The organism is Bradyrhizobium sp. LeoA1Lang (assembly GCF_055413685.1).
In genome coordinates this window covers 1-21,843 of the sequence record NZ_JBVAPG010000065.1, presented here as the reverse complement: position 1 = coordinate 21,843, position 21,843 = coordinate 1, and the positions used below count along the sequence as shown (strand labels likewise).

Annotated in this window: 16 protein-coding genes; 8 read left to right on the top strand and 8 right to left on the bottom strand. The window is 63.8% G+C overall.

All coding sequences use genetic code 11. From position 1 onward, the window contains the following. The first annotated feature begins 96 nt into the window (after window positions 1-96). On the top strand, window positions 97-954 hold the full coding sequence (locus tag ACZYOF_RS21930; RefSeq protein WP_130584108.1) for a D-amino-acid transaminase: 858 nt from the start codon (window positions 97-99) through the stop codon (window positions 952-954). Window positions 955-1,097: 143 nt separating this feature from the next. Here the strand turns inward: ACZYOF_RS21930 and ACZYOF_RS21925 are convergent, their stop codons facing one another. Together ACZYOF_RS21925 and ACZYOF_RS21920 are read right to left on the bottom strand one after the other, a co-directional pair. After that, window positions 1,098-2,711 carry an MDR family MFS transporter gene (locus tag ACZYOF_RS21925; protein ID WP_463717080.1) on the bottom strand — a complete coding sequence of 538 codons (1,614 nt, stop codon included), beginning with the start codon at window positions 2,709-2,711 and terminating at the stop codon, window positions 1,098-1,100. A 34-nt stretch (window positions 2,712-2,745) separates the two neighbouring features. Further along, window positions 2,746-3,897, bottom strand: a complete 1,152-nt coding sequence (locus tag ACZYOF_RS21920) for an HlyD family secretion protein (RefSeq protein WP_463717079.1) — start codon at window positions 3,895-3,897, stop codon at window positions 2,746-2,748. A gap of 144 nt (window positions 3,898-4,041) precedes the next feature. Here ACZYOF_RS21920 and ACZYOF_RS21915 point away from each other — a divergent pair, with 144 nt between their 5' ends. The 5 genes from ACZYOF_RS21915 to mctP all read left to right on the top strand — a co-directional run bounded on the left by ACZYOF_RS21915 (window position 4,042) and on the right by mctP (window position 9,590). After that, window positions 4,042-4,953 (top strand): LysR family transcriptional regulator, encoded by a 912-nt coding sequence (locus ACZYOF_RS21915; RefSeq protein ID WP_463717078.1) that lies wholly within the window; start codon window positions 4,042-4,044, stop codon window positions 4,951-4,953. Between the two features lie 210 nt (window positions 4,954-5,163). Further along, window positions 5,164-6,438, top strand: coding sequence for a serine hydrolase domain-containing protein (locus ACZYOF_RS21910; RefSeq protein ID WP_463717077.1), 1,275 nt, complete (start codon window positions 5,164-5,166; stop codon window positions 6,436-6,438). Between the two features lie 31 nt (window positions 6,439-6,469). Further along, the gene (locus ACZYOF_RS21905; RefSeq protein ID WP_463717076.1) at window positions 6,470-7,654 is read left to right on the top strand and encodes an acyltransferase family protein; all 1,185 of its coding nucleotides are present in this window, start codon (window positions 6,470-6,472) and stop codon (window positions 7,652-7,654) included. A 248-nt stretch (window positions 7,655-7,902) separates the two neighbouring features. Next, window positions 7,903-8,079 carry a DUF3311 domain-containing protein gene (locus tag ACZYOF_RS21900; protein WP_130580722.1) on the top strand — a complete coding sequence of 59 codons (177 nt, stop codon included), beginning with the start codon at window positions 7,903-7,905 and terminating at the stop codon, window positions 8,077-8,079. Window positions 8,080-8,090: 11 nt separating this feature from the next. Continuing rightward, complete coding sequence (gene mctP, locus ACZYOF_RS21895) at window positions 8,091-9,590, top strand: monocarboxylate uptake permease MctP (protein ID WP_463717075.1); 1,500 nt, start codon at window positions 8,091-8,093, stop codon at window positions 9,588-9,590. 22 nt (window positions 9,591-9,612) lie between these two features. Here the strand turns inward: mctP and ACZYOF_RS21890 are convergent, their stop codons facing one another. After that, window positions 9,613-13,035: an indolepyruvate ferredoxin oxidoreductase family protein gene (locus tag ACZYOF_RS21890; protein WP_463717074.1), complete on the bottom strand. Its 3,423-nt coding sequence runs from the start codon at window positions 13,033-13,035 to the stop codon at window positions 9,613-9,615. Between the two features lie 150 nt (window positions 13,036-13,185). On the opposite strand from ACZYOF_RS21890, the gene ACZYOF_RS21885 reads away from it, so the two are divergent. Further along, window positions 13,186-13,665 carry an Lrp/AsnC family transcriptional regulator gene (locus ACZYOF_RS21885; RefSeq protein ID WP_028169319.1) on the top strand — a complete coding sequence of 160 codons (480 nt, stop codon included), beginning with the start codon at window positions 13,186-13,188 and terminating at the stop codon, window positions 13,663-13,665. 123 nt (window positions 13,666-13,788) lie between these two features. Here ACZYOF_RS21885 and ACZYOF_RS21880 read toward each other — a convergent pair whose 3' ends face one another. From ACZYOF_RS21880 to ACZYOF_RS21870, 3 genes are read right to left on the bottom strand one after another with little or no spacing between them, the layout of a single operon-like run. Continuing rightward, window positions 13,789-14,574 carry a fumarylacetoacetate hydrolase family protein gene (locus ACZYOF_RS21880; protein WP_463717073.1) on the bottom strand — a complete coding sequence of 262 codons (786 nt, stop codon included), beginning with the start codon at window positions 14,572-14,574 and terminating at the stop codon, window positions 13,789-13,791. A gap of 12 nt (window positions 14,575-14,586) precedes the next feature. Then, the gene (locus ACZYOF_RS21875) at window positions 14,587-15,954 is read right to left on the bottom strand and encodes an LLM class flavin-dependent oxidoreductase (RefSeq protein ID WP_463717072.1); all 1,368 of its coding nucleotides are present in this window, start codon (window positions 15,952-15,954) and stop codon (window positions 14,587-14,589) included. A 15-nt stretch (window positions 15,955-15,969) separates the two neighbouring features. Then, entirely contained in the window at window positions 15,970-17,022 is a 1,053-nt protein-coding gene (locus ACZYOF_RS21870; RefSeq protein ID WP_463717071.1) for an Ldh family oxidoreductase, read from the bottom strand. 378 nt (window positions 17,023-17,400) lie between these two features. Between ACZYOF_RS21870 and ACZYOF_RS21865 the strand changes: the two genes are divergently transcribed. Then, window positions 17,401-20,964 (top strand): bifunctional diguanylate cyclase/phosphodiesterase, encoded by a 3,564-nt coding sequence (locus ACZYOF_RS21865; RefSeq protein WP_463717070.1) that lies wholly within the window; start codon window positions 17,401-17,403, stop codon window positions 20,962-20,964. On the opposite strand, the gene ACZYOF_RS21860 is transcribed toward ACZYOF_RS21865, so the two are convergent. Together ACZYOF_RS21860 and ACZYOF_RS21855 are read right to left on the bottom strand one after the other, a co-directional pair. After that, window positions 20,938-21,303: a hypothetical protein gene (locus tag ACZYOF_RS21860; protein WP_463717069.1), complete on the bottom strand. Its 366-nt coding sequence runs from the start codon at window positions 21,301-21,303 to the stop codon at window positions 20,938-20,940. The two genes, ACZYOF_RS21865 and ACZYOF_RS21860, sit on opposite strands and share 27 nt — an antisense overlap. Window positions 21,304-21,334: 31 nt before the next feature. Then, on the bottom strand, window positions 21,335-21,574 hold the full coding sequence (locus tag ACZYOF_RS21855; protein ID WP_130580714.1) for a DUF2171 domain-containing protein: 240 nt from the start codon (window positions 21,572-21,574) through the stop codon (window positions 21,335-21,337). Window positions 21,575-21,843: the final 269 nt, after the last annotated feature.

The following is a 21,843-nucleotide window of genomic DNA, read 5'->3' as shown; positions in this document are numbered from 1 at the left end:
GAATGACGGCGAGAGAGTTGGGACGGAAGGTCTATCGGCATCAGCGAATTGCGTATAGAAAACCTGGTCGCATCACTACGTCCGGGGAGACTTCGCTTGGAAAAGATCGCTTACGTCAACGGCTCCTATGTGCCCCTTTCGGAGGCCAAAGTGTCGGTCCTCGACCGTGGCTTCCTGTTCGCCGATGGGATCTACGAGGTGGCCGCCGTGCTCGACGGTAAGCTGGTCGACAACGCCTCGCATCTGGCGCGGCTGGAGCGCTCGGTCGGCGAGATCAGGCTGGAACTGCCGGAAACCATTGCGCGGATCCAGGAAATCCAGAAGGAGCTGGTGGCGCGCAACAAGCTCGTCAACGGCATGGTCTATCTGGAGGTGACCCGCGGCGCCGATACCGGCCGCGATTTTGCTTTTCCCAAGGGGGTGAAGCCGACGCTGGTGATGTTCACCTCCGAGAAGGACATCGTCGGCGCGCCCTCGGCCAGGACTGGCATCAACGTGATCACCGTGCCTGACATCCGCTGGGAGCGGCGCGACATCAAGAGCGTGGCGCTGCTCGCCCAGGTGCTGGCCAAGCAGGCGGCCGCCGAAGCCGGCGCCGGCGAGGCCTGGATGATCGAGGACGGCAAGGTCACCGAGGGCGGCTCGTCCTCCGCCTTCATCCTGACCCAGGACGACGTCATCGTGACCCGGCAGAACGGCAGCGAAATCCTGCCCGGCTGCACCCGCAAGGCCGTGGTGGCGCTCGCCGAGGAGCGCCAGCTCCGGGTCGAGGAGCGTGCGTTCTCGATCGAGGAAGCGCTGGCCGCCAAGGAAGCCTTCATCACCAGCGCCAGCCTGTTCGTGCAAGGGGTGGTCGCCATCGACGGCAAGAAGGTCGGCAATGGCAAGCCCGGTCCGATGACGGACCGCCTGCGCGAGATCTATGTCGAATTCGCCAAGGCGACGGCGGTGTAGGCGCTCCGCTGCCCAGACTCCGATGTCATCGCCCGCGAAGGCGGGCGATCCAGTATTCCAGAGACGTCAGTGCTGGATCGAGAAGCCGCCGGTTACTGGATGCCCGCCTTCGCGGGGCATGACGGTGGAGAGCTGGTCCTAGTCTAATGCGCGCCACCGCCGGCAAGTGCGCCCGGCTTCTTCAGCAGCGCCGCGGCGAACAGGGCGACGATCAGTGCAACGCCCATCACGTAGAAGGTGTCGCTGAAAGCTAGAATATAGGCCTGCTTCTGCACGATCCTGCCGACCGCGACGATGGCGCGGTGCGTCGCGTCGGCATGGTCGGCGACGCCATGGCTCATGAAATATTGCGTGAGCTGCTCGATCCGCGTGCGGGTCGCCTGCTCCAGCAGCGAGACCGACTGCATCAGCACGTTGGAGTGATACTGCTCGCGTTTGGTCAAGAGCGTCTGCAATAGCGCGATGCCGACGGCGCCGCCGAGATTGCGCATCATGTTAAAAAGCCCCGATGCCGAGCCGGCATTCTCTGCCTCGATGCCCGCGGTCGCGACCGCCGACAGCGGCGCCATCACCAGCGCCTGGCCGATCGCGCGCACGATGTTGGGCCAGAACAACTGGTCGGTGGCATAGTCATTGGTCATGTAGATGTTCATGAAATTCGAGGCCGCGAATAGCGTGAATCCGACCCCGATGATGATGCGTGGGTCGAAGCGCTGCATAAGGCGCGGCACCAACGGGATGAGCGCGAGCTGCGGCAGCCCCGTCCATGCCAGCACCATGCCGATCTGCTCGGCATTGTAGCCCTGAATCCGTGCCAGATATTGCGGCAGGATGAACACCGAGCCGTAGAGCGCGGTGCCAAGCAGGAAATTAGCCAGCATGCCGAAGCCGAAGTTGCGGCGGAGCAGCAGGCGCAGGTTGAGCAGCGGCTTGTTCGTGGTCAGCTCGATCACGATGAAAGCCACAAGCGCCACCGCCGCGATGACGGAGAGGCGGACGATGAAGGGCGAGCCGAACCAGTCGTCCTTGTTGCCTTCTTCCAGCACGGTCTGCAGTGCGGATAGGCCGATCGCCATGGTGAGGATCCCTGGCCAGTCGCCCTCGCGCAGAAGCGAGAGCTTCATCGGCTTCGCTTCCAGCGAGAAATAGAGCATGCCGACCATGATCGCGCCGGGCACCAGGTTGACATAGAAGATGTACTGCCAGCCCCAGTTCTCGGTGAGATAGCCGCCGATGGTCGGGCCGATGGCGGGAGCAAATGTCGCCGACAGCGCGAACAGCGCGAGCCCGACCGGCTGCTTCGCCTTCGGCAGCAGCGTGATGATCAAGGTGAACGCCATCGGGATCAGCACGCCGCCGGTGAAACCCTGCACGGCGCGCAGCACGATCATCTGCGGCAGGTCGTGTGCCAGCGCGCAGGCCGCCGAGAAGACGAGGAACAGCACAGCATTGGTCAGGAGATAGCGGCGGATCGAGAACACCTGCGCGAGCCAGCTGCTCAAGGGGATCACCACGATCTCGGCGACCAGATAGGAGGTCGAGATCCAGCCGCCGTCATCGATGCCGGCGCCGATCGCGCCCTGGATGTCCGCCAGCGAGGCGTTGACGATCTGGATGTTGAGCACCGCCATGAAGGCGCCAAGGTTGGCGCCAACCACCGCGATCCAGATTTTTGCGGGGATGGACGGTGCGGCGGCGGGTTTTGGGCTGAGATCCGCGGAGGACGCGGCGTCGAGCGTGGGCTGTAGCGTAGTCATTAGTCTCGTCCGCTAGCGCATGATGAACTCACCGCTAGCCCCCGTTCGGATGCGCGGCGCCGGAGGCGAGCCGGCTTTTGGCTTCGCGCTCGGCCAGCACGGTGGCCTTGGTGTCGACGGTCGGCACCGCGGACATGCCCGGGCGCAACAGGCCCTTCAGCCTGATATCATCGAGCACGATCTTGACCGGCACGCGCTGCACGATCTTGGTGAAGTTGCCGGTCGCGTTGTCCGGCGGCAGTAGCGCGAATTCGAGCCCGCTCGCGGGCGACAGGCTGTCGACATGGCCGCGCAGCTTGGTGCCGCGGAAACTGTCGATCTCGACTTCGACCGGCTGGCCGTTGCGCACATTCGTGAGCTGCGTCTCCTTGAAGTTGGCGACGACATAGACGGCGTCGAGCGGCACGACCGCCATCAACTGCGTGCCGGCCTGCACATACTGTCCGACCCGCAGCGAGCGCGCGCCGACGGTGCCATCGACCGGCGCGGTGATGCGCGTATAGCTGAGGTTCAGCGATGCCTGCTGCTCCATCGCACGGGCACGGTCGAGCTGTGCGACTGCCTTGGCGCGTTCGGTGGTGAGCACATCGACCTTGCGCTGGGCGGCGAGCAGGCCGGATCTGGAGTGCTGCAATTGCGCGTTGCTGGCACGAAGCGCGGCATCAGTTTGCTGCGCGCGCTGCACCGTGCCGGAGCCGGTCTTCATCAGCCCCTCGTAACGAGCCTGCTCTTCCTGCGCGAATTTCAGATTGGCTTCGGCGGCGGCGACGTCGGCCGTTCCTTGCTCGATGATCGGCTGCTGCAGCGCGAGCTGCGCATCGAGGTTGCGCACCGCGGCCTCGGAGGCATCGACATCGGCGTGGGCCTGGGCGAGCGCGGCGCGGAAATCGCGGTCGTCGATTTCGGCCAGCAACTGCCCGGCCTTGACCGGCTGGTTGTCGCCGACCAGCACCTGCGCGATGTACCCGGAGACCTTTGGCGAGACGATCGTGGAATCGGCCTTCACATAAGCGTCATCGGTCGATTCGAGGTAGCGGCCGGTGGTGAGGTAGTCGTAGCCGAAATCGGCAATGCCGGCGATGCCGAGCACGGCAGCCAGCGCCAATACCGCCCGCCTGATCGCCAGCCGCGACGGGCGCAGGCTTATTTTTTCTTTTGTATCAGTGACATAGGATGTCGTCGACATGGCTACCCCGCATGCGTTTAGGCGCGCCTCCTCACGCAGGAGGGCGCCAAATCCGTGGGGTAGATGCGATGTCTCCAGCGCTGTGATAATCCGGCGAAAACTGGAAGGATTATCCAGTGAGAGCAAACAATCGGGAACTCGCTTATGGACCGGTTGACCAGCCTGACGGCCTTTGTCCGGGTAGTGGATAGCGGCGGCTTTTCGGCCGCCGGGCGCCGCCTCAACATGTCCACGACCATGGTCAGCAACCACGTCCAGGCGCTGGAAGACCGGCTCGGCGTGCGTCTGCTCAACCGCACCACGCGAAAAGTGAGTCTCACCGAGGTGGGGCGCACCTATTACGACCGCTGTGTGCAGATCCTCGCCGATATCGAGCAGGCCGATGACATCGCCGGCGCGCTGCATTCGACGCCGCGAGGCACGTTGCGCGTCTATACCCATACCCACACGGTGCCGTATGTCGCGCCCGTCGTCGCCGAATTGCTGAAGACCTATCCGGAGGTCAGGGTCGATCTCTCGATGGGCGAGCGCACGGTCGACATGATCGACGAGGGCTTTGACGTCGCCGTGCGCATGGTCCTGCCGCCGGATTCGAGCCTGATCGTGCGCAGCCTCGCCACCTGGCGCCACGTGCTATGCTGCTCGCAGGACTATCTCGAGCGGCACGGCACGGTGCATGAGCTTGCCGAGCTCAGCGAGCGCGATTGCGTCCGCCATGCGAATTATCCGTACCAGGACGAGTGGCGGTTCATCGACCGCTGCGGCGCGCCGGCTTCGGTGAAGGTGTCCGGTCGGTTCATCACCAACAGCGGCGAGGCCCTGCGCATGGCTGCGCTGCAGGGGGTCGGCATTTGCCTCGCTGCAGGCTTCCTGGTTCACGGCGATCTCGAAGCCGGACGGCTGGTCCGCCTGCTGCCGGAATACCGGCCCGTCGAGCTTTCGCTGAACGCGGTCTATCCGCACCGCCATCATCTATCGGCGAAGGTCAGGACCTTCATCGATATGCTGGTCGACCACAGCGCCGAGCAGCGGAAGCTGATCGACCCCTATTCGTGACGCCGCAATCGCCGGATTCGTAGGGTGGGCAAAGCGCAGCGTGCCCACCATTCCAAGCACGCCGTGAGATGGTGGGCATGCTGCGCTTTGCCCATCCTACGATTTCTTTTCGTATTTGCCCGTTCGCGCATCACCGTCTGGCACGAGGTGATGGCGCAGCACGCCGCAATCCAATAAATTGCCGGGGACCACAGGGCAGGAGGGAGCAGCATGTTTGCGCTGAAGCGGGCGTCATTATGCCGAACCATGACGCCGCTTGTCGCGATGCTCGCCTGCCTGATCGCGCCGCTGCCGGCCGCGGCGTTCGGACCGCCACCGAATGCGCCGCTGTCGATGGAAAAGCTCTCGCGTCTCGACGACTTCGTCACCGAGCAGAGCGCGACCGGAAAGATTCCCGGCGCGGCGCTGCTGATCCAGCGGCACGGCAAGCCGATCTATTTCAAATGCTTCGGCAAGCGCAATGTCGAAGCGAACATCGATATGACTGCGGATACGATCTTTCCATTGCATTCGGTGACGAAGACGGTCACCAGCGTGGCGGCGATGATCCTGATTGATCGCGGCAAGATCGCGCTCGATGATCCCGTCAGCAAATACATCCCCTCCTTTGCCAACATGAAGGTCGGCGTCGAGCGCAAGGACGAGTCGGGCCGCCCGGTGCTCGATCTGGTGCCGCTGGTCCGTCCGGTCACGATCGAGGATCTGCTGCTGCACACTTCGGGCATCACCTACGGCTTCTATGGCTCGGGGCTGGTGAAGGCAGCCTATGACGGCATCTATCTCGGCGACTTCGACAATGCCGAATTCGCCGAGCGGATCGCGAAGCTGCCGCTCGCCGAGCAGCCGCGCACGCTCTGGGACTACGGCCATTCGATCGATGTGCTGGGCCGCGTCATCGAGGTCGCATCAGGGCAATCGCTCTATGAGTTCGAGAAGACGGCATTGTTCGAGCCGCTCGGGATGACCACGACCAAATATTTCCTGACCGATGCGGCGGAGCGCGCCCGCTACGCGCGGCGGCTGCGCAGTGACGAGCGTGTCGAGCGCAATCCGCTCGACGTGACGCGCTGGGAGTCCGGTGGCGGCGGCCTGGTGTCGACAGTTGCCGATATGGCGCGCTACGGCCAGATGCTGCTCAATGGCGGCACGCTGGATGGCAAGACCATTCTCGGCCCGAAAACTTTCAAGGCGATGATGACCGACCATATCGGGCCAGGATCGGGCGTGGCCCGCAACTATTTCTATTATCCGGGCGACGGCTTTGGCTTCGGCTACGGGTTCGGGATCCGCACCGATGCCGGCAATGCGGTGCCGCCTCCGCCGGGCTCGCCCGGCGAGATCAAATGGGACGGCGCTTCGGGGGCGTATGTCGTCGTTGACCCGGCCCAGGACATGTTCTTCGTGCTGCTCTTGAACGCGCCCTCCGGGCGGTGGCACGTTGAGGTCAACGTCAAGAAGATCGTTTACGACGCATTCGAAAAGTGATCGAACAGAAATCTGATCCGGAACGGTCCCGATGCTGCGCAAAACCGCTGGAACCGATCAAGGCGCAATCGCGACGACCCGCATCGTTGCGCTCGACCGCGCGCGCACCTTCATCATCCTGTTGGTGCTGATCCATCATTCGGTGGTGAACTACACTCATTTCGGCAGCGGCGACAAAGCGCGCTGGCTCGGCTTCGATCTCGTCGTGCTGTTCAACGACAGCTTCTTCATGGCCTGCATGTTCCTGATCTCGGGCCTGTTCGTGCACGACAGCCTGACGCGCCGGGGAGGGGCGAATTTCATTGCCAGCCGTGCCTGGCGGCTCGGCATTCCCTATCTGGTGTCGATCTTCGTGCTGATGCCGGTGGCCTATTATCCGACCTTCCTGCGCTATCATTTGCCTGGCACGACCGATTTCAATTTCTTCCATTTCTGGTGGCACACGCTCACCATCGGGCCGTGGCCGTCGGGACCGGCGTGGTTCTTGTGGGTGCTGCTCGCGTTCAATATTCTGACCGTCGCCGTGTGGTCGCTCGGGCCGCGGCTGCTCAAGGGCTTGGGCCAGGTGATCTTCGTGACGCGCAACCGGCCGATGACGGTGTTCGCCGCATTCCTGATGGTCTCGCTCGTCTCCTACGTGCCGATGCGCCTGATCTTCGGTGATGCGAGCTGGCTCGAGCCGGGCGGTTATCCGCTGCCGATCCAGACCAGCCGCATCTTGCTCTATGCCGCCTATTTCTTCACCGGCGTCGGCATCGGCGTGGTCAGCCTGCGCACGGGCATTTTCGCGGAAGACGGCGAAGTGGCGAAGCGCTGGCTGCTGTGGCTTGGCTACGCGCTCGCGTTCTACGGCGCGATCCTGTTCCTGGTCTACGCTCACCACAACTGGATCGATTTCAACAATCCGCCGACGTGGTGGGAAGTGGCTTACGCCTTTGCTTTCGCGCTGTTCAGCGCGGCGATGGCGTTCGCGCTGCCGGCAACCTTCCTGCGTTTCGCAAAGGCCAAATTACCCATGTTAGATGCCATGCAGCCATCGGCTTATGGCATCTATCTCCTGCACTACATCTTCATCATCTACCTGCAATACCTGGTCTACGACCGTGCCTGGCCGGCCGGCGTGAAGGCCGCCATCGTGTTCGCCGGTACGCTCGCGGCAAGCTGGGCGCTGACGATGGCGCTGCGCAGGATCCCGATCGTGGCGCGGATGATCTAGTACCGTAGCCCGGGTGGAGCGGAACGCGGAACCCGGGACATCTGCATCAGCGGTTACGAGTTTCCCCGGGTTACGCTGACGCTCCACCCGGGCTACGAGGCTGTTTCCCCAAGTGCTGAGATGAAGCTCGCTCGCGCAACGCAGCAATGTCGAAATGTGCTTGGCTCAGCAACGATCCACTGGTTTACAGCGTTTCCAGTCACGAGCCGGCGCGAGGTCGCCGGCGAGCCTGGAGTTAGAATCCTGCGATGTGGTTGTTGTTGCTGCTGCCGTTCGTCGGCCTGTTGTGGGTGCCCTTCTATAATTTCATGGAACCGTCGCTGTTCGGCTTTCCCTTCTTCTATTGGTATCAGCTCGCCTGGGTGCCGATCACTTCACTCTTGATCTGGCTGGTCTACCGCGGCCGCAAGCCTGACGAAGCCTGAGGACGCGCGTCATGGCCGATCAGATCGAATGGATTCCCCTTTCCGTCTTCGTTTTCTTCTTTGCGCTCGTCACCGTCATGGGCTTCATGGCGGCGCGCTGGAAATCCGGCGCCACCAGCGAGCATCTCGATGAATGGGGGCTCGGTGGCCGGCAATTCGGCACCTGGGTCACTTGGTTCCTCGTCGGCGGCGACTTCTATACTGCCTACACCATCATCGCCGTGCCCGCGCTGGTGTATGCTGTCGGCGCCTATGGCTTCTTTGCGCTGCCTTACACCATCATCGTCTATCCCTTCGTGTTCGCGGTGATGCCTCTGTTGTGGAAAGTGGCGCATGCCAAAGGCTACGTCACCGCTGCTGACGTCGTGCACGGCACTCATGAATCGCGCGCGCTCGAATTCGTCGTCGCGCTCACCGGCATCGTCGCGACGATGCCCTATATCGCGCTGCAGTTGATCGGCATGGGCGTCGTGATCAAGGCGATGGGACTAACCGGCGAACTGCCGCTCGTCGCGGCCTTCGTCATCCTTGCGCTCTATACCTATAGTTCCGGCCTGCGCGCGCCGGCGCTGATCGCCTTCGTCAAGGACGTGATGATCTATATCGTCGTGCTGGTGGCGGTCGTAGTGGTGCCGGCGAAGCTCGGCGGTTACGCCGCAGTGTTCGCCGCCGCGAATGATGCCTTCACGGCAAAGGGCGGCGCCACCGGCCTGATCCTGAAACCGTCGCAGATGCTCCCTTACGCGACGCTCGCGCTCGGCTCGGCGCTCGCGGCCTTCATGTATCCGCACACGCTGACCGGCATCTTTGCTTCCAAATCTGCCGAGACGATCCGCAAGAATGCGATCCTGCTGCCGGCCTATACGCTGCTGCTCGGCCTGATCGCGCTGCTTGGCTACATGGCCCATGCCGCGCACATCCAGGTGTCCTCGCCGAACGACGTGGTGCCGATGCTGTTCAAGGCGCTGTTCCCGTCCTGGTTCGCAGGCTTCGCCTTCTCGGCGATCGCGATCGGCGCTTTGGTGCCGGCGGCGGTGATGAGCATCGGCGCCGCCAACCTCTTCACGCGCAATATCTGGAAGTCCTACATCAATCCAGACATCACCCATGCCGGCGAGGCATCGGTGGCGAAGATCGCCTCGCTGGTGGTGAAGGTCGGCGCGTTGGCCTTCATCCTGTTCCTGCCGACGCAATATGCGCTCGACCTGCAACTGCTCGGCGGCCTCTGGATCATGCAGATCCTGCCGGCGCTGGTGTTCAGTCTGTTCACACGCTGGTTCCGCGCCGAAGGGTTGCTGCTCGGTTGGGCGGCCGGGATCGGCTGGGGATCATGGACGGCGTGGAGCAATGGGCTGAAGCCGCTGGCAACGATCAGCTACGGTGGCGATAGCTACAGCTTCTATGTCGGGCTCGGCGCGCTGATCCTCAACATCGCCGTTGCGGCGATCGCGACGGTGGTGGTCACCTGGCTGTCACCGGCGGCTCAACGCGACGCCCCAGCGCGATCCTGACGCAGCGGCGTTCGGCGCAGCTTCACACGAGCTGCGCCGACAGGCGCGCGACCTCCGCCTTCGCCTTGGCGATTGCGGCGTCCTTCACCGGGCCGTAGCCGCGGATTTCCATCGGTGCTCTGGCAATCGTGAGGATGTCGGGCATCCGTCGCGCATCGAGCCTGCCGAGCATGGCATCGATCTGTCCCTCATACCAGGCGATGAGGTCGCGCTCCGCGCGGCGCTCGGCGGTGTAGCCGAAGACGTCGAACGGCGTGCCGCGCAGCGTCTTCAGGCTCGCAAGGATCTTCAGAGGCGTCCTGATCCATGGGCCGAAGCTGCGCTTGCGTGGCCGGCCGCGCGCGTCCTTGCTTGCCGGCAGGAATGGCGGCGCCAGATGATATCTCACCGAGAAGTCGCCTTCGAACTGCTGGCGCAATTCGTCGAGGAAGCCGGTCTCCATGTGAAGCCGCGCCACCTCATACTCGTCCTTGTAGGCCATCAGCTTGAACAAAGCGCGCGCGACTGCGTCCGTCAGCGCCTCGGTTCCCAGCGAAGCTTCCGCATCTTGCACACGCTTTACCATTTTCCGGTAGCGCGCGGCATAGGCTGCATCCTGGTAGGCAGTCAGAAAGTCGGCGCGGCGCGCAATCGTCTGATCAAGCGTTTCCGCTTCGATCATTCTCGCATTATCCGCGCCGGGCAGGAAGTTCGGATCGGCGCTGGCGATGCGTCCCCAGGCAAAGGCCTGCTTGTTGCGTTCGACGGCGACGCCGTTGAGCTCGATCGCGCGGAGCAGCGCGTTCAGCGAGACCGGGACCAGTCCCTGCTGCCAGGCGAAGCCGAGCATGATGATGTTGGCATAGACGGTATCGCCGAGCAGCCGCTCGGCCAGCGCATTGGCGTCGATCGCGCCGAGATGACCGCAGCCGATCACGTTCTCGATGGCGCGCAGGCGGGCTGATGCAGCAAGGTCCGCATCGCGGAAGCGCACGACGTCGCCGGTCGGCATCTCCGCGCTGTTCATCGCGGCGCGCATGCCCTTCCGATAGGTGCCCGACGCCTTGGCAGAGGAACTGACGACGACATCGCAGCCGATCAGCGCGTCGGCCGCGCCCTGGTCGATGCGAACCTGGTGCAGTTCGTCTGGGCTCGACGCGATGCGGATGTAGCTCAGCACTGGCCCGAACTTCTGCGCAAAGCCGGTGAAATCGAGCACCGAGACGCCGCGGCGCTCAAGATGCGCGGCCATGCTGATCAGCGCACCCACGGTGATGACGCCGGTGCCGCCGACGCCGGTCACGAGGAGATCATAGGGACGATCGAGCGGTGCAAGCGGCGACAGGGGCAGCATGGCGGCACGCGCCTGTGGATCGATGCTGCTCGCAGACTTCGCACGGCGCTTGGCGCCTTCCACGGTGACGAAGCTCGGGCAGAAGCCGTTGAGGCAGGAGAAATCCTTGTTGCAGGTGGAGAGATTGATGCGGCGCTTGCGGCCGAACGGCGTCTCCTTCGGCTCGACGCTGAGGCAGTTCGATTCGACCGAGCAGTCGCCGCAACCTTCGCAGACGAGGTCGTTGATATAGGCAAAGCGGGGCGGGTCTTCGATCTGGGCGCGCTTGCGCCGGCGGCGTTTTTCGGTGGCGCAGGTCTGCTGGTAGATCAGCACGGAGACGCCGGGAATTTCGCGCAGCTCGCGTTGCACGGCATCCATCTCCTCGCGCGGATGGATGGTGACGCCGATGGGGAAGTCGGCGGGCGCAAACTGCGAGGGAGCATCCGAGACCAGCGCGATCCGCGACACGCCTTCGGCGCGGACGCTGTGGGCGATGGCATGCACGCTCACGGGCCCGTCGACCGGCTGGCCACCGGTCATGGCAACCGCGTCGTTGAACAGGATCTTGTAGGTGATGTTGGCGCCGGCCGCGACGGCCTGGCGGATCGCCATCGATCCGGAGTGATAATAGGTGCCTTCGCCGAGATTCTGGAAGATGTGCTTGTTGCCGGTGAAGCGCGACGATGCCGCCCAGTTGACACCTTCGCCGCCCATCTGGATCAAGGACGAGGTGTCGCGGTCCATCCAGCTTGCCATGAAATGGCAGCCGATGCCGGCAAGCGCCTTCGATCCTTCCGGCACTTTGGTTGAGGTGTTGTGCGGGCAGCCGGAGCAGAAATAGGGTGTGCGCGTTGCGCCCGCGACCGTGATGACGCGCTGTGCATCGGGCGCGAGCGCGGCGGTGCGCTTCGCAAGATCGAGGCCGGGGAAGATTGGGTCGAGGCGCCGCGCCAGCACGTCGGCGAGCGGGCGTGGCGACAATTCGCCGATCCATGAGATCAGGCGTGCGCCGGTCTCGTCATGCTTGCCGACCATCCGCTCCGGCTTCGAGCCTGGATAGTCGTAGAAATATTCCTTGAACTGGCTTTCGATGATGCCGCGCTTTTCCTCCACCACGAGGATCTCGCGTTTACCCTTCACGAACTCCATCGCATCGTGCAGCGCGAGCGGCCAGACCATGCCGACCTTATAGATATCGATGCCGAGGCGGCGGCAGGCGGCCTCATCGAGGCCTAGCAGCCGCAGCGCTTCCATCAGGTCGAGATGCGCCTTGCCGGTCGTGACGATGCCATAGGTCGCATGCGGGATGTCGTAGATGTGGCGGTCGATCGGGTTGGCTTTTGCAAAGGCGTAGACCGCGTGCTTCTTTGCTTCCAATCGCTCCTCGATCTGCGGACCTGGAAGATCGGGCCAGCGATAGTGCAGGCCGCCGGGCGGCGGCGTGAAATCGGGGGCGCGAAAAGCGCGCGGCGGGCGCAGTGCAACGGAGGCGCCGGATTCGACGATCTCCGAGATCGCCTTGAAGCCGACCCACATGCCGGAGAAGCGGCTCAGCGCGTAGCCGTATTCGCCGAATTCGAGATATTCGGCGACGCTTGCCGGATGCAGCGTCGGCATGAACCAGCTCATGAAGGCGACGTCGGACTGGTGCGGCATCGAGGAGGAGACACAGCCATGATCGTCGCCCGCGACGACCAGCACGCCGCCATGCGGCGACGAGCCATAGGCATTACCGTGTTTCAGCGCATCGCCGGAACGGTCGACGCCGGGACCCTTGCCGTACCAGAGGCCGAACACGCCCTGCACTTGTCTGTCGGGCTGGGTCTCGACCTGCTGCGAGCCGAGCACCGCGGTTGCCGCAAGGTCTTCGTTGACTGCGGGCAGGAATTCGATGCGCTCCGCCTTGAGGCGATCGGCGATGCGCCAGAGTTCGAGATCGACGCCGCCGAGCGGCGAACCGCGATAGCCGGAGATGAAGCCGGCGGTGTTGAGCCCCGCCGCGCGGTCGCGTTTCGCCTGGTCGAGCACGATGCGGACGATCGCCTGCGTGCCCGTGAGGAAGACGCGGCCGTCACCGCGTTCGTAGCGGTCGGAAAGCTGATAGGTGTCGAGGGAGGGAATGGCGTCCATGGCCGGCCTCGCATCGGATTCGGGTCGGCCGACGGTAATCCTGTCCGTCCGGCAAGTGTTACCAATTTATCCCTGCGACGCGCCTCATATCGGTAGGATTTTGTAGAGAGTTGTAATTCTCGGTAGAATTTACCAAACGGAGATGCCCTCATGGTCGAAGAGCAGGACGAACGCATCCTCACAGAGCTGCAGAAGAACGGACGCGCGACCAACCAGGAACTTGCCGAGGCGGTCGGCATGTCGACCTCGGCCTGCTGGCGGCGCGTGCGCGGGCTGGAGGAGTCCGGCGTGATATCGGGCTATTCGGCGCTGGTGGAACGCGAGCGCGCCGGCTTTGCGACCTCGGCAATCCTTCATGTCTCGCTCGAGCGGCACGATGCAAAATTCGTCGACGAGTTCGTGGCGCGGGTGAAGCGGCGCAGCGAAGTCCTGGAATGTTTCGCGACCACGGGAGACGCCGACTATCACCTGCGCGTCGTGGTGCGCGACATGCACGCGTATAACCAGTTTCTCGACGAATTCATGTTCCGCGTGCCCGGCATCCGCTATGTCCGCACCAATATGATCCTGAAGGAGATCAAGACCGGCGTCGCCCTGCCGTTCGATACCAGGCGGCCGCGGAAGGATTGAGGGAGCGATCCGCGGACGCGATGCCGTAGCCCGGGTGAAGCGTCAGCGTAACCCGGGGCCGGTCGCAAACGTTGACGCAGATGTCCCCGGGTTACGCGTTCCGCTTCACCCGGGCTACAGGTTTCAGAGGTTCTCCCTCACGAACCGGTTACGCAGCGTGCCGATGCCGGTGATGTCGATCTCGACAACGTCGCCCGCTTTCAGGTCCGGCGAGGCTCCGTCGGTGCCCATCCAGATCACGTCGCCCGGCCACAGCGTGAAATACTTCGTCAATTCGACGATGAAGGGGACGATGCCGAAAATCATGTCGTTGGTGCGGAAGCGGTTGGTCTCCTTGCCGTTGACCCGCACCACCGTCTCCATGGTGTCGAGATCGACATCGGTCTCGATCCATGGGCCCATCGGCTTGAAGGTGTCGGCATTCTTGGAGCGCCACAGGCCGCGGTCGGCCTTCTGCCAACTGCGCTCGCTGACGTCGTTGCCGATGGTGTAGCCGAACACGCAAGACATCGCGTTTGCCGCATCGAGATGTTTTGCCTTCTTGCCGATGACGACCACGAGCTCGCCCTCGTAGTGGATCTTTTCCGTTGCAGTCGCGGGGATCACCACGTCCTCGTCATGGGCGATCAGCGCGTTCTGGGCGCGGTAGCCGATCTCGGGCCGGTCAGGCACGGCCGGAATCTCGCCGCGCTTGTCGGCGGCCTCCTTCAGGTGCTTCAGATAGTTGAGCCCGACACAATAGAAGGTGCGGGGGATCAGCGGCAGCTCGATCTTCACATCGCCAAGCGCATGCGTCTGCGCGGTGCGCCGCCATTCGCCGAACGGATCGCCGTCGACAGTAATGACCTTTTCACCCTCGACGAGACCCCAGGAGGTCTTTCCCTGGGCGGTGAATTTGAGCCAACGCATTGATTTTCTCTCTTATTCGGCCGCAACGGGCGGATGCGTTTTCCAGGCCCCGGCCGCGGGACGGGGCAGGCCAAGATTCTCGCGCAGCGTCTTGCCGGCATAGTCGCGGTGGAAGAGGCCGCGACGCTGCAATTCCGGCACGACGTGGCGGACGAAGTCGGCATAGGAGCCCGGAACATAGCTCGCCGCAATGACAAAGCCATCGCAGCCGCGCCCGACGAACATCTCCTCCAGCCGATCCGCGATTTCCTTCGGTCCGCCGACGATCGCATCCTGCACCAGGCCGCGGCCGGAGAAGGTGATGAAGTCGCGCGTGCTCGGATTGGCCTTGCCGGAGGTTTTCAGCACGCCGTCGCGGATGCCGAGCATGCCTTGCATGCCCTGCAGTTCTTCCGTCGTCAGCGGCTCGTCGATGCCCTTGGCGCCGAAATCGAAATTCAGCCCCTCGGCGAGCAGCGACAGCGCGTCGATCTCCAGCGGCAGCTTTTGGATCAGCGCCATCCGGTCTTCCGCCTCGGCCTTGGTTGCGCCGCAGACCGGCGTCGTCAGATTGCAGAGAAACATCTGCTCGGGATCGCGGCCGGCCGTTGCGGCCTCATTGCGGATCGCCTCATAGCCTTGCCTTGCGCTCGCAAGATTGCGCGCGGCGGTGAAGATCACCTCGCCCCATCGCCCGGCAAAGCGCTGGCCGCGGCCGGAGGCGCCGGCCTGGATGATGACGGGATGGCCCTGCGGCGAACGCGGCACCGTGAAGGGTCCGCGCGACTTGAAGAACTTTCCATCGTGATCGAGCCGCTTCACCTTGGTCGGATCGGCAAAGCGGCCGCTCTTTTTGTCGATGATAACAGCGCCGTCTTCCCAGGAATCCCAATGGCCGAGCACGACCTCCATGAATTCGTCGGCGCGGTCGTAGCGCAAATCGTGTTCGAGATGGTGCTCGCGGCCCATGTTGAGCGCTTCGCCGTCATTGACCGACGTCACCACGTTCCAGCCGGCACGGCCGCCGGTCATCAGGTCGAGGGTGGCGAAACGGCGCGCGACGTCGAACGGCTCGTAATAGGTGGTCGAACAGGTCGAGGCGAGGCCGAGCTTCTCGGTGACCATGCCCATCGTGGTCAGCACGATGACCGGGTCCATCTTCACACAGCGGATGCCGTATTCGACGGTATGGGCGTGATCGTTGCCATAGCGGTCCGGCATCGCCAGACGGTCGTCGAAGAACGCCATGTGGAATTTGCCGGCTTCCAGGATCCGCGCGATCTCCTGGTAGTAATCCGCCGACATCGAATCGTCGCGCGATTCCGGATGGCGCCAGGAGCCCGGCAGATTGGTGCAGTTCTGCGCCTGCAGGAAGCCGACCAGTGCCATTTGCCGTGTCATGCCGTTATCCCTGTCTCACGCCAGATCGAGTTGTTTTGTCAGCCCGTACTCGCCGGCGAGCGCGCGGAGCTTGTCCCAGGTCGCATCCTCGATCTCGATGCCGTTCTTCCGACGCTCCTGCTCGCGCAGAAATTCGACCTCGCCGGGATAGAACACGCCCGGACTTCCTTCCGAGGGCGGCGTCGATTTCAGGTAGCGCGCAAACCCCGCCACCTCGCGCTTGAAATCCTGCAGCGGACGGAAGGCGGCAACATTGAACACCGCCATGAAGCATCCGTCATTGTGGCGTCCGGTCGGCTCAACGCCGAATCCAAGCCCGGTGAGCAGGCCGCACAGGACTTCCACCATTGCTGCCAGGCCAGAGCCCTTATAGCCCTCGCTGCCGCCGAGCGGCAGCAACGCGCCGCCCTTGCGATAGTCTGTCGGGTCGGTGGTGTGGCGGCCTTCGGCGTCGATGATCCAGCCGGTCGGAATCCGTTCGCCGCGTGCGACCGCGAGCTGGATCTTGCCGGCCGCGACCGCCGATGTCGCCATGTCCAGATAAAACGGCGCCTCGAGCTCAGAGGGCACTGCGATCGAGATCGGGTTGGTGCCGAGCCGCGCTTCACGGCCGCCGAACGGCGCGACGTGTTTTGGCGAGCGGCCGGAATCGGCGGTGGCAATCCCGATCATGCTCTCGCGCATCGCCATCAGCGGATAGTGCGCGAGCCGCCCAACATGGCTCTGCCGGAACACGGTGCAGGCGGCGACATTGGCGGTCTTCGCCTTCGCAATCGTCAATTCCATCGCCTTGGCATTGACGTGGAAGCCAAAGCCCCAATTGCCGTCGATCACGGTCGTGGTCGGCGATTCCTGGACGATGGTCCATTTCGCGCCGGGCACGATATGGCCGGCCTTGATGCGGTCGATATAGGTCGGGACCGCGATGATCCCGTGCGAGTCGTGACCGGCGAGGTTGGCGTTGACGCAGCCGACCGCGACCGCCTGGGCTTCCTCCTCCGACGCGCCGGCGCCGCGCAGCAGCGCCGCACCGGTGCGGGTGAGACGATCGGCGTGGACGATCGGCATGGGGTTTCCTCAGGTTGAAGCCCGCGTCACGTGGCGGGTCTTGCTTGTTTGTGGTTCGCCATGGTCTCAAAGGAGTAGGCGACGAGCAAGGCCAGAATGTCCGGTCCGCCATGACGCCGGCGCGGCTTTTCAGGGCAGCCGGTCTCGTGGCAGGGAACCGACGCCCTTGCAGGCGTTGCGTCGCGCCTCCGTCAGCGGCGCGCCGCGTCAGAAGAAATCGTCAACAAACCGGTAATTTTGCGGGGGTTCTATCCGACTTTGTTCGCCCCACATTTACTCTGACTCGCAACTTATAGCTGTTCCTAACGTCCACTTAGGTCTCTGCTCCGCATAAAATCCCGCGGGGCCGGCCGAGACTGGCCGCAGGGAGTTGATCGCTTGGAGCAGACCATCAGGGGTACCTTCGCGGCGTTGAACGCCAGCAACGAAGCGATCCTGTACGCCAAATCGCCGGAGGAGCTGTACGCCAAGGTCTGCGAGGCCGCGTTTTCCAGCGGCGACTTCCTGGCGACGGCGGTCTTCCTGCTGGATGCCGAGACCAGCCTGCTGCGCTTTGCGGTCGGGTTCGGCGACGATATCGCGCGGCTGCGCGGCATCCCCATCTCGATCATAGCGAATACGCCGGAGGGCGAAGGGGTGTGCGGACAGGCGTTCCGGGACCAGAAGGCCTGTGTCAGCAACGACTATCTGAATGACCAGCGCTCGCTCGCCTGGCGCGCCGGCGTCCGCGATAGCGAGGTTGCCGCGGCAGCGGCAATGCCGCTGATCTGCAATGGCCGCAGCGTCGGCGTTTTCCTTGTCACCCGGCGCGAGGTCGGCTCGCTCGGCAACGAGCTCGTGTCGCTGCTGGCGCGCATGGCCGCGAATGTTTCGTTTGCGCTGGACAATTTCGAGCATGAGCGCATGCGCAAGAGCAGCGAACGGGCGATGCGCCGGCTGAACCAGATGTTCGGCGCCATCAGCGCGACCAACGAAGCGATCCTTCGCGCCAAGACCGAGCACGATCTCTATCAGCGGGTCTGCGACGCCGCCGTCCATAGCGGGAAATCCGTTGCCGCCGTGGTCCTGCTCGCTGACCCGGATTCCCATTGGCTCGAACCGGTCGCCGGCACTGGCGACGCCATCGACCTGATCACGCAAACGCGCTTCTCGATCGATCCGGACAATATCTACGGCAAGGGCGTCTGCGGGCAGGCGTTCCGGACGCAGCGGCCGTGCATCAACAACGATATCCCGAAATCGGACGGTCCGTGGCGACAGGTGGGATACGACGCCGGCGTCATGGCCTGCATCGCGGTCCCCGTGACCAAGTTCGGCAAGAGCATCGGCGTCTTGTTGTTCTTTGTCGGCAGGTCGTGGGCGACGGACGAAGAGATCGTCGCGCTGATGGCGCGGATCGCCGAGAACGTATCGGTGGCGCTCGACAATTTCGAACACGCCAATGAAAAGGCCAGGGCCGAGCGGCAAAAGGATCGGTTGTCGCGAATGTTCGCGGCGCTGAGCGCGACCAACGAAGCGATCATGCGGGCGAAGTCACGAGAGGAGATGTTCAAGCTGGTGTGCCAGGCGGCCGGCAAGGGCGCCAGGTTCAACTCGACCAGCATCTTCCTGGTCGCGCCCGGCAGCGACTATCTCGAGATGGCGGCGACCGCAGGACCGACGTCCGAGAATGCCCGCAATCTCAAGGTATCGATCGACGAGGCTGTTCCGGAGGGGCGCGGGCTTTGCGGGACGGCATTCCGTTCCAGGCAGGCCAGCATCAACAACAACTTCCTGAAGGACATTGAGGACAGTGCGTTCCGGGACATCATCGAACGCGAGGGCGCGCGATCGGGCGCGGCGTTCCCGTTGTTCGTCGACGGTGAGCCGGTCGGCGTGATGCTCTTCATCTCGTCCGAACACGACACCTTTATCGCCGAGTTCGCCGAACTGCTGCAGCGGCTGGCTGACAACGTGTCGTTCGCGCTTGGCAGCTTCGAGCGCGCTGACGAGAAGGCGAGGACCGAGGAGCAGAAGGAGCGGCTGACGCGGATGTTTGCGGCGCTCAGCGCCACCAACGAAGCGATCATGCGGGCGAAGTCGCGGACCGAGCTGTTCCACCTGGTCTGCGAGGCCGCCGTCGTCGGCGGCAATTTCACCTCCACCGCGATTGCGCTGGAGCGGCCAGGCGACGACTACCTGGAAAACGTCGCCTCGGCCGGTCCCGACGGCGAGCGCGCGTTCAACGTGCGTCTGTCCATCAATGCGGCGCATCCCGAAGGGCGGAGCCTCACCGGCATCGCGTTCCGCACCCGGAAACCCTGCATCAGCAACGACTATCTCGGCGACTTCGGCGATTCGAGCCCGTTCTATCAGGTCCTGCGCGACGCCGGCACCCGCTCGGGCGCCGCATTTCCGTTATTGAAGAACGGCAAGCCGATCGGCGCCATCATCTTCCTCTCCTGCGAGATCGGCGCCTTCAGCCCCGAGTTGATCGGGCTGTTGCGACGTCTCGCCGATAACGTCTCGTTCGCGCTGGAAAATTTCGATCGCGCCGACGAGAAGGCGAGGGCCGACGAGCGGATCGAATATCTCGCCTCGCACGACGGCCTGACGCGTTTGCCCAACCGGGAAACCTTCAACGAATTGCTGCGCCACGCGATCGAGGTGGCCGGCCGTCATCAGCGTCAGTTCGCGCTGCTGTTCATCGATCTCGACCGTTTCAAGGTCATCAACGATTCGCTTGGCCACGACGCCGGCGACCTGCTGCTGGTCAAGATCGCCGATCGCCTACGCGGGACCTTGCGTTCGAGCGACGTCATCGCCCGGCTCGGCGGCGATGAATTCGTCGTCATTCTGGAAGAGACCGACCGTGCCGACGTCGAGACGATCGCCGAGAGCCTGTTGTCGGCACTCAGCCAGCCGCTGCAACTGAGCGGCCACGAATGCCAGACCACGGCCTCGATCGGCGTCGCGATGTATCCTGCGGATGGCTTGGACGCCAAGACGCTGACCAAGAACGCCGACATGGCGATGTATCTCGCCAAGGAGGACGGCAAGAACGGCTTCCGCTTCTACTCCAAGGAGATCAAGACGCAGTCGATTGAGCGGCTGACGCTGGAGAATGCCCTGCGCCGCGCGCTGGAGCGCGATCAGTTCTCGCTCTTCTACCAGCCGAAGATCGACATCGCGAGCGGCCAGATCACCGGCGTCGAAGCGCTGCTGCGCTGGACCCATCCCGATCTCGGGCAGGTCGCGCCCGCCCAGTTCATTCCGCTTGCGGAGGAAATCGGGCTGATCGTGCCGATCGGTCGCTGGGTGCTGAAGGAGGCCTGCGCGCAGAACATGGCCTGGCAGCGCCGCGGCTTGCGACCGGTGACGATGGCGGTCAACCTCTCGCCGCGGCAATTCGGCGACGAGAATCTCCTGCACGACGTCGACGAGGCGCTGCTTTCAAGCGGCATGGCGCCGGCGTTGCTGCAGCTCGAGGTCACCGAAAGCATGGTGATGCGCAACGTGCCCTGGACGATCCGGGTGCTGGATGCGATCCAGAGCCGCGGCATCCGCCTGGCGATCGACGATTTCGGCACCGGCTATTCGTCGATGTCGCTGATGAAGCAGTTTCCGATCGACACCATCAAGATCGATCGCTCCTTCGTGCGCGACCTCGCCCGCGACAGCGAGGACCAGGCGATCGCGCAGGCCATCATCAGCATGGGCAAGGCGCTCGGCATGACCGTGATCGCCGAGGGCGTGGAGACGGCCGAGCAGGAGCGCTTCCTGCGCGACCATGGCTGCGACGAGATGCAGGGCTTTCGGCTCAGCAAGCCGCTGCCGCCGCGGGAGCTCGCCGAGTTGTTGCGCTCCGCGCCGGCGCTTATCTCTCCGCCGCTGCAGCCGGAGGAAGATGCCGCGGACGATCAGGCAGCGTCGGATTTAGGGCGGAAACGCGCTGTCATCTGACGGCTGCACATGCAGGTCGCGCACATCCGAATCGGTCGATTTCACCTTGCGCGAGAAATCATAAGGCCACGGCAGATAGGTTTGGCCGGCAAGCGATTTGAGCAGGACGCTGGCGCCTGCCGCGTAAGTCGCGCCCTTGGCGAGGCGCAATCGGATACTCCAGTCGGCCGGCAATTCCACCACGGATTGGCGCAGTTCGAATGCCGGCCCCCACCACCACGCAGGCGCCGGCGGCCGTTCGCTTTCCGGAATGGCGCGCCAGCGTCCATATTCGTCGACGATGCGCTCAAATTGCAGTTTCGCGGCTGGATGCATCGGGCTTCTCTGTTGTGCTCCCATGATATCCGCCTCCGCGCCCCGCGCAAAGCCGCTATTGCTGGCCGTGTTGCCAGTGCGTGGTCACCTCAGTGCCGGTCTTGTTCAGATGAACATGCTGGTCGACATGGTCCACCCAGGACAGCGGAATGAAATGATGGTGCTGTCCGTCCGGTGAGCTTTGCTTGGTCAGCTTGATCTTGTCGGTTCCTTCGAGATGATCGACCTTTCCAACCGTCTTCCGGTCCGACGAGATGACGTCCATATGTTCCTTGATCTCTGTGGCCATTGCCATCGTTGATCTCCGTACAGTTGGAGAGGATGAACGCGGCAGCCGAGCAAAGGTTGCTGTGCGTGTAGGGTGGGGGAATCGCAGCGGGGCCCCCACCACCGGGGGCGGGGGTGGGGGTGGGGCCCCGGGGCGTTGGGCCCCCCCACCAGAGGTTGCTTTGCCGACGCCGGGGGGGGCCGCGCCGGGGCGTGGCCCCCTTTCCTGGGCACCGCGGCCTCGTCCGTGGCGGCGGTCCCAAGAACCCTCTTGGCGTCATTGGTGCTGAATCGTCC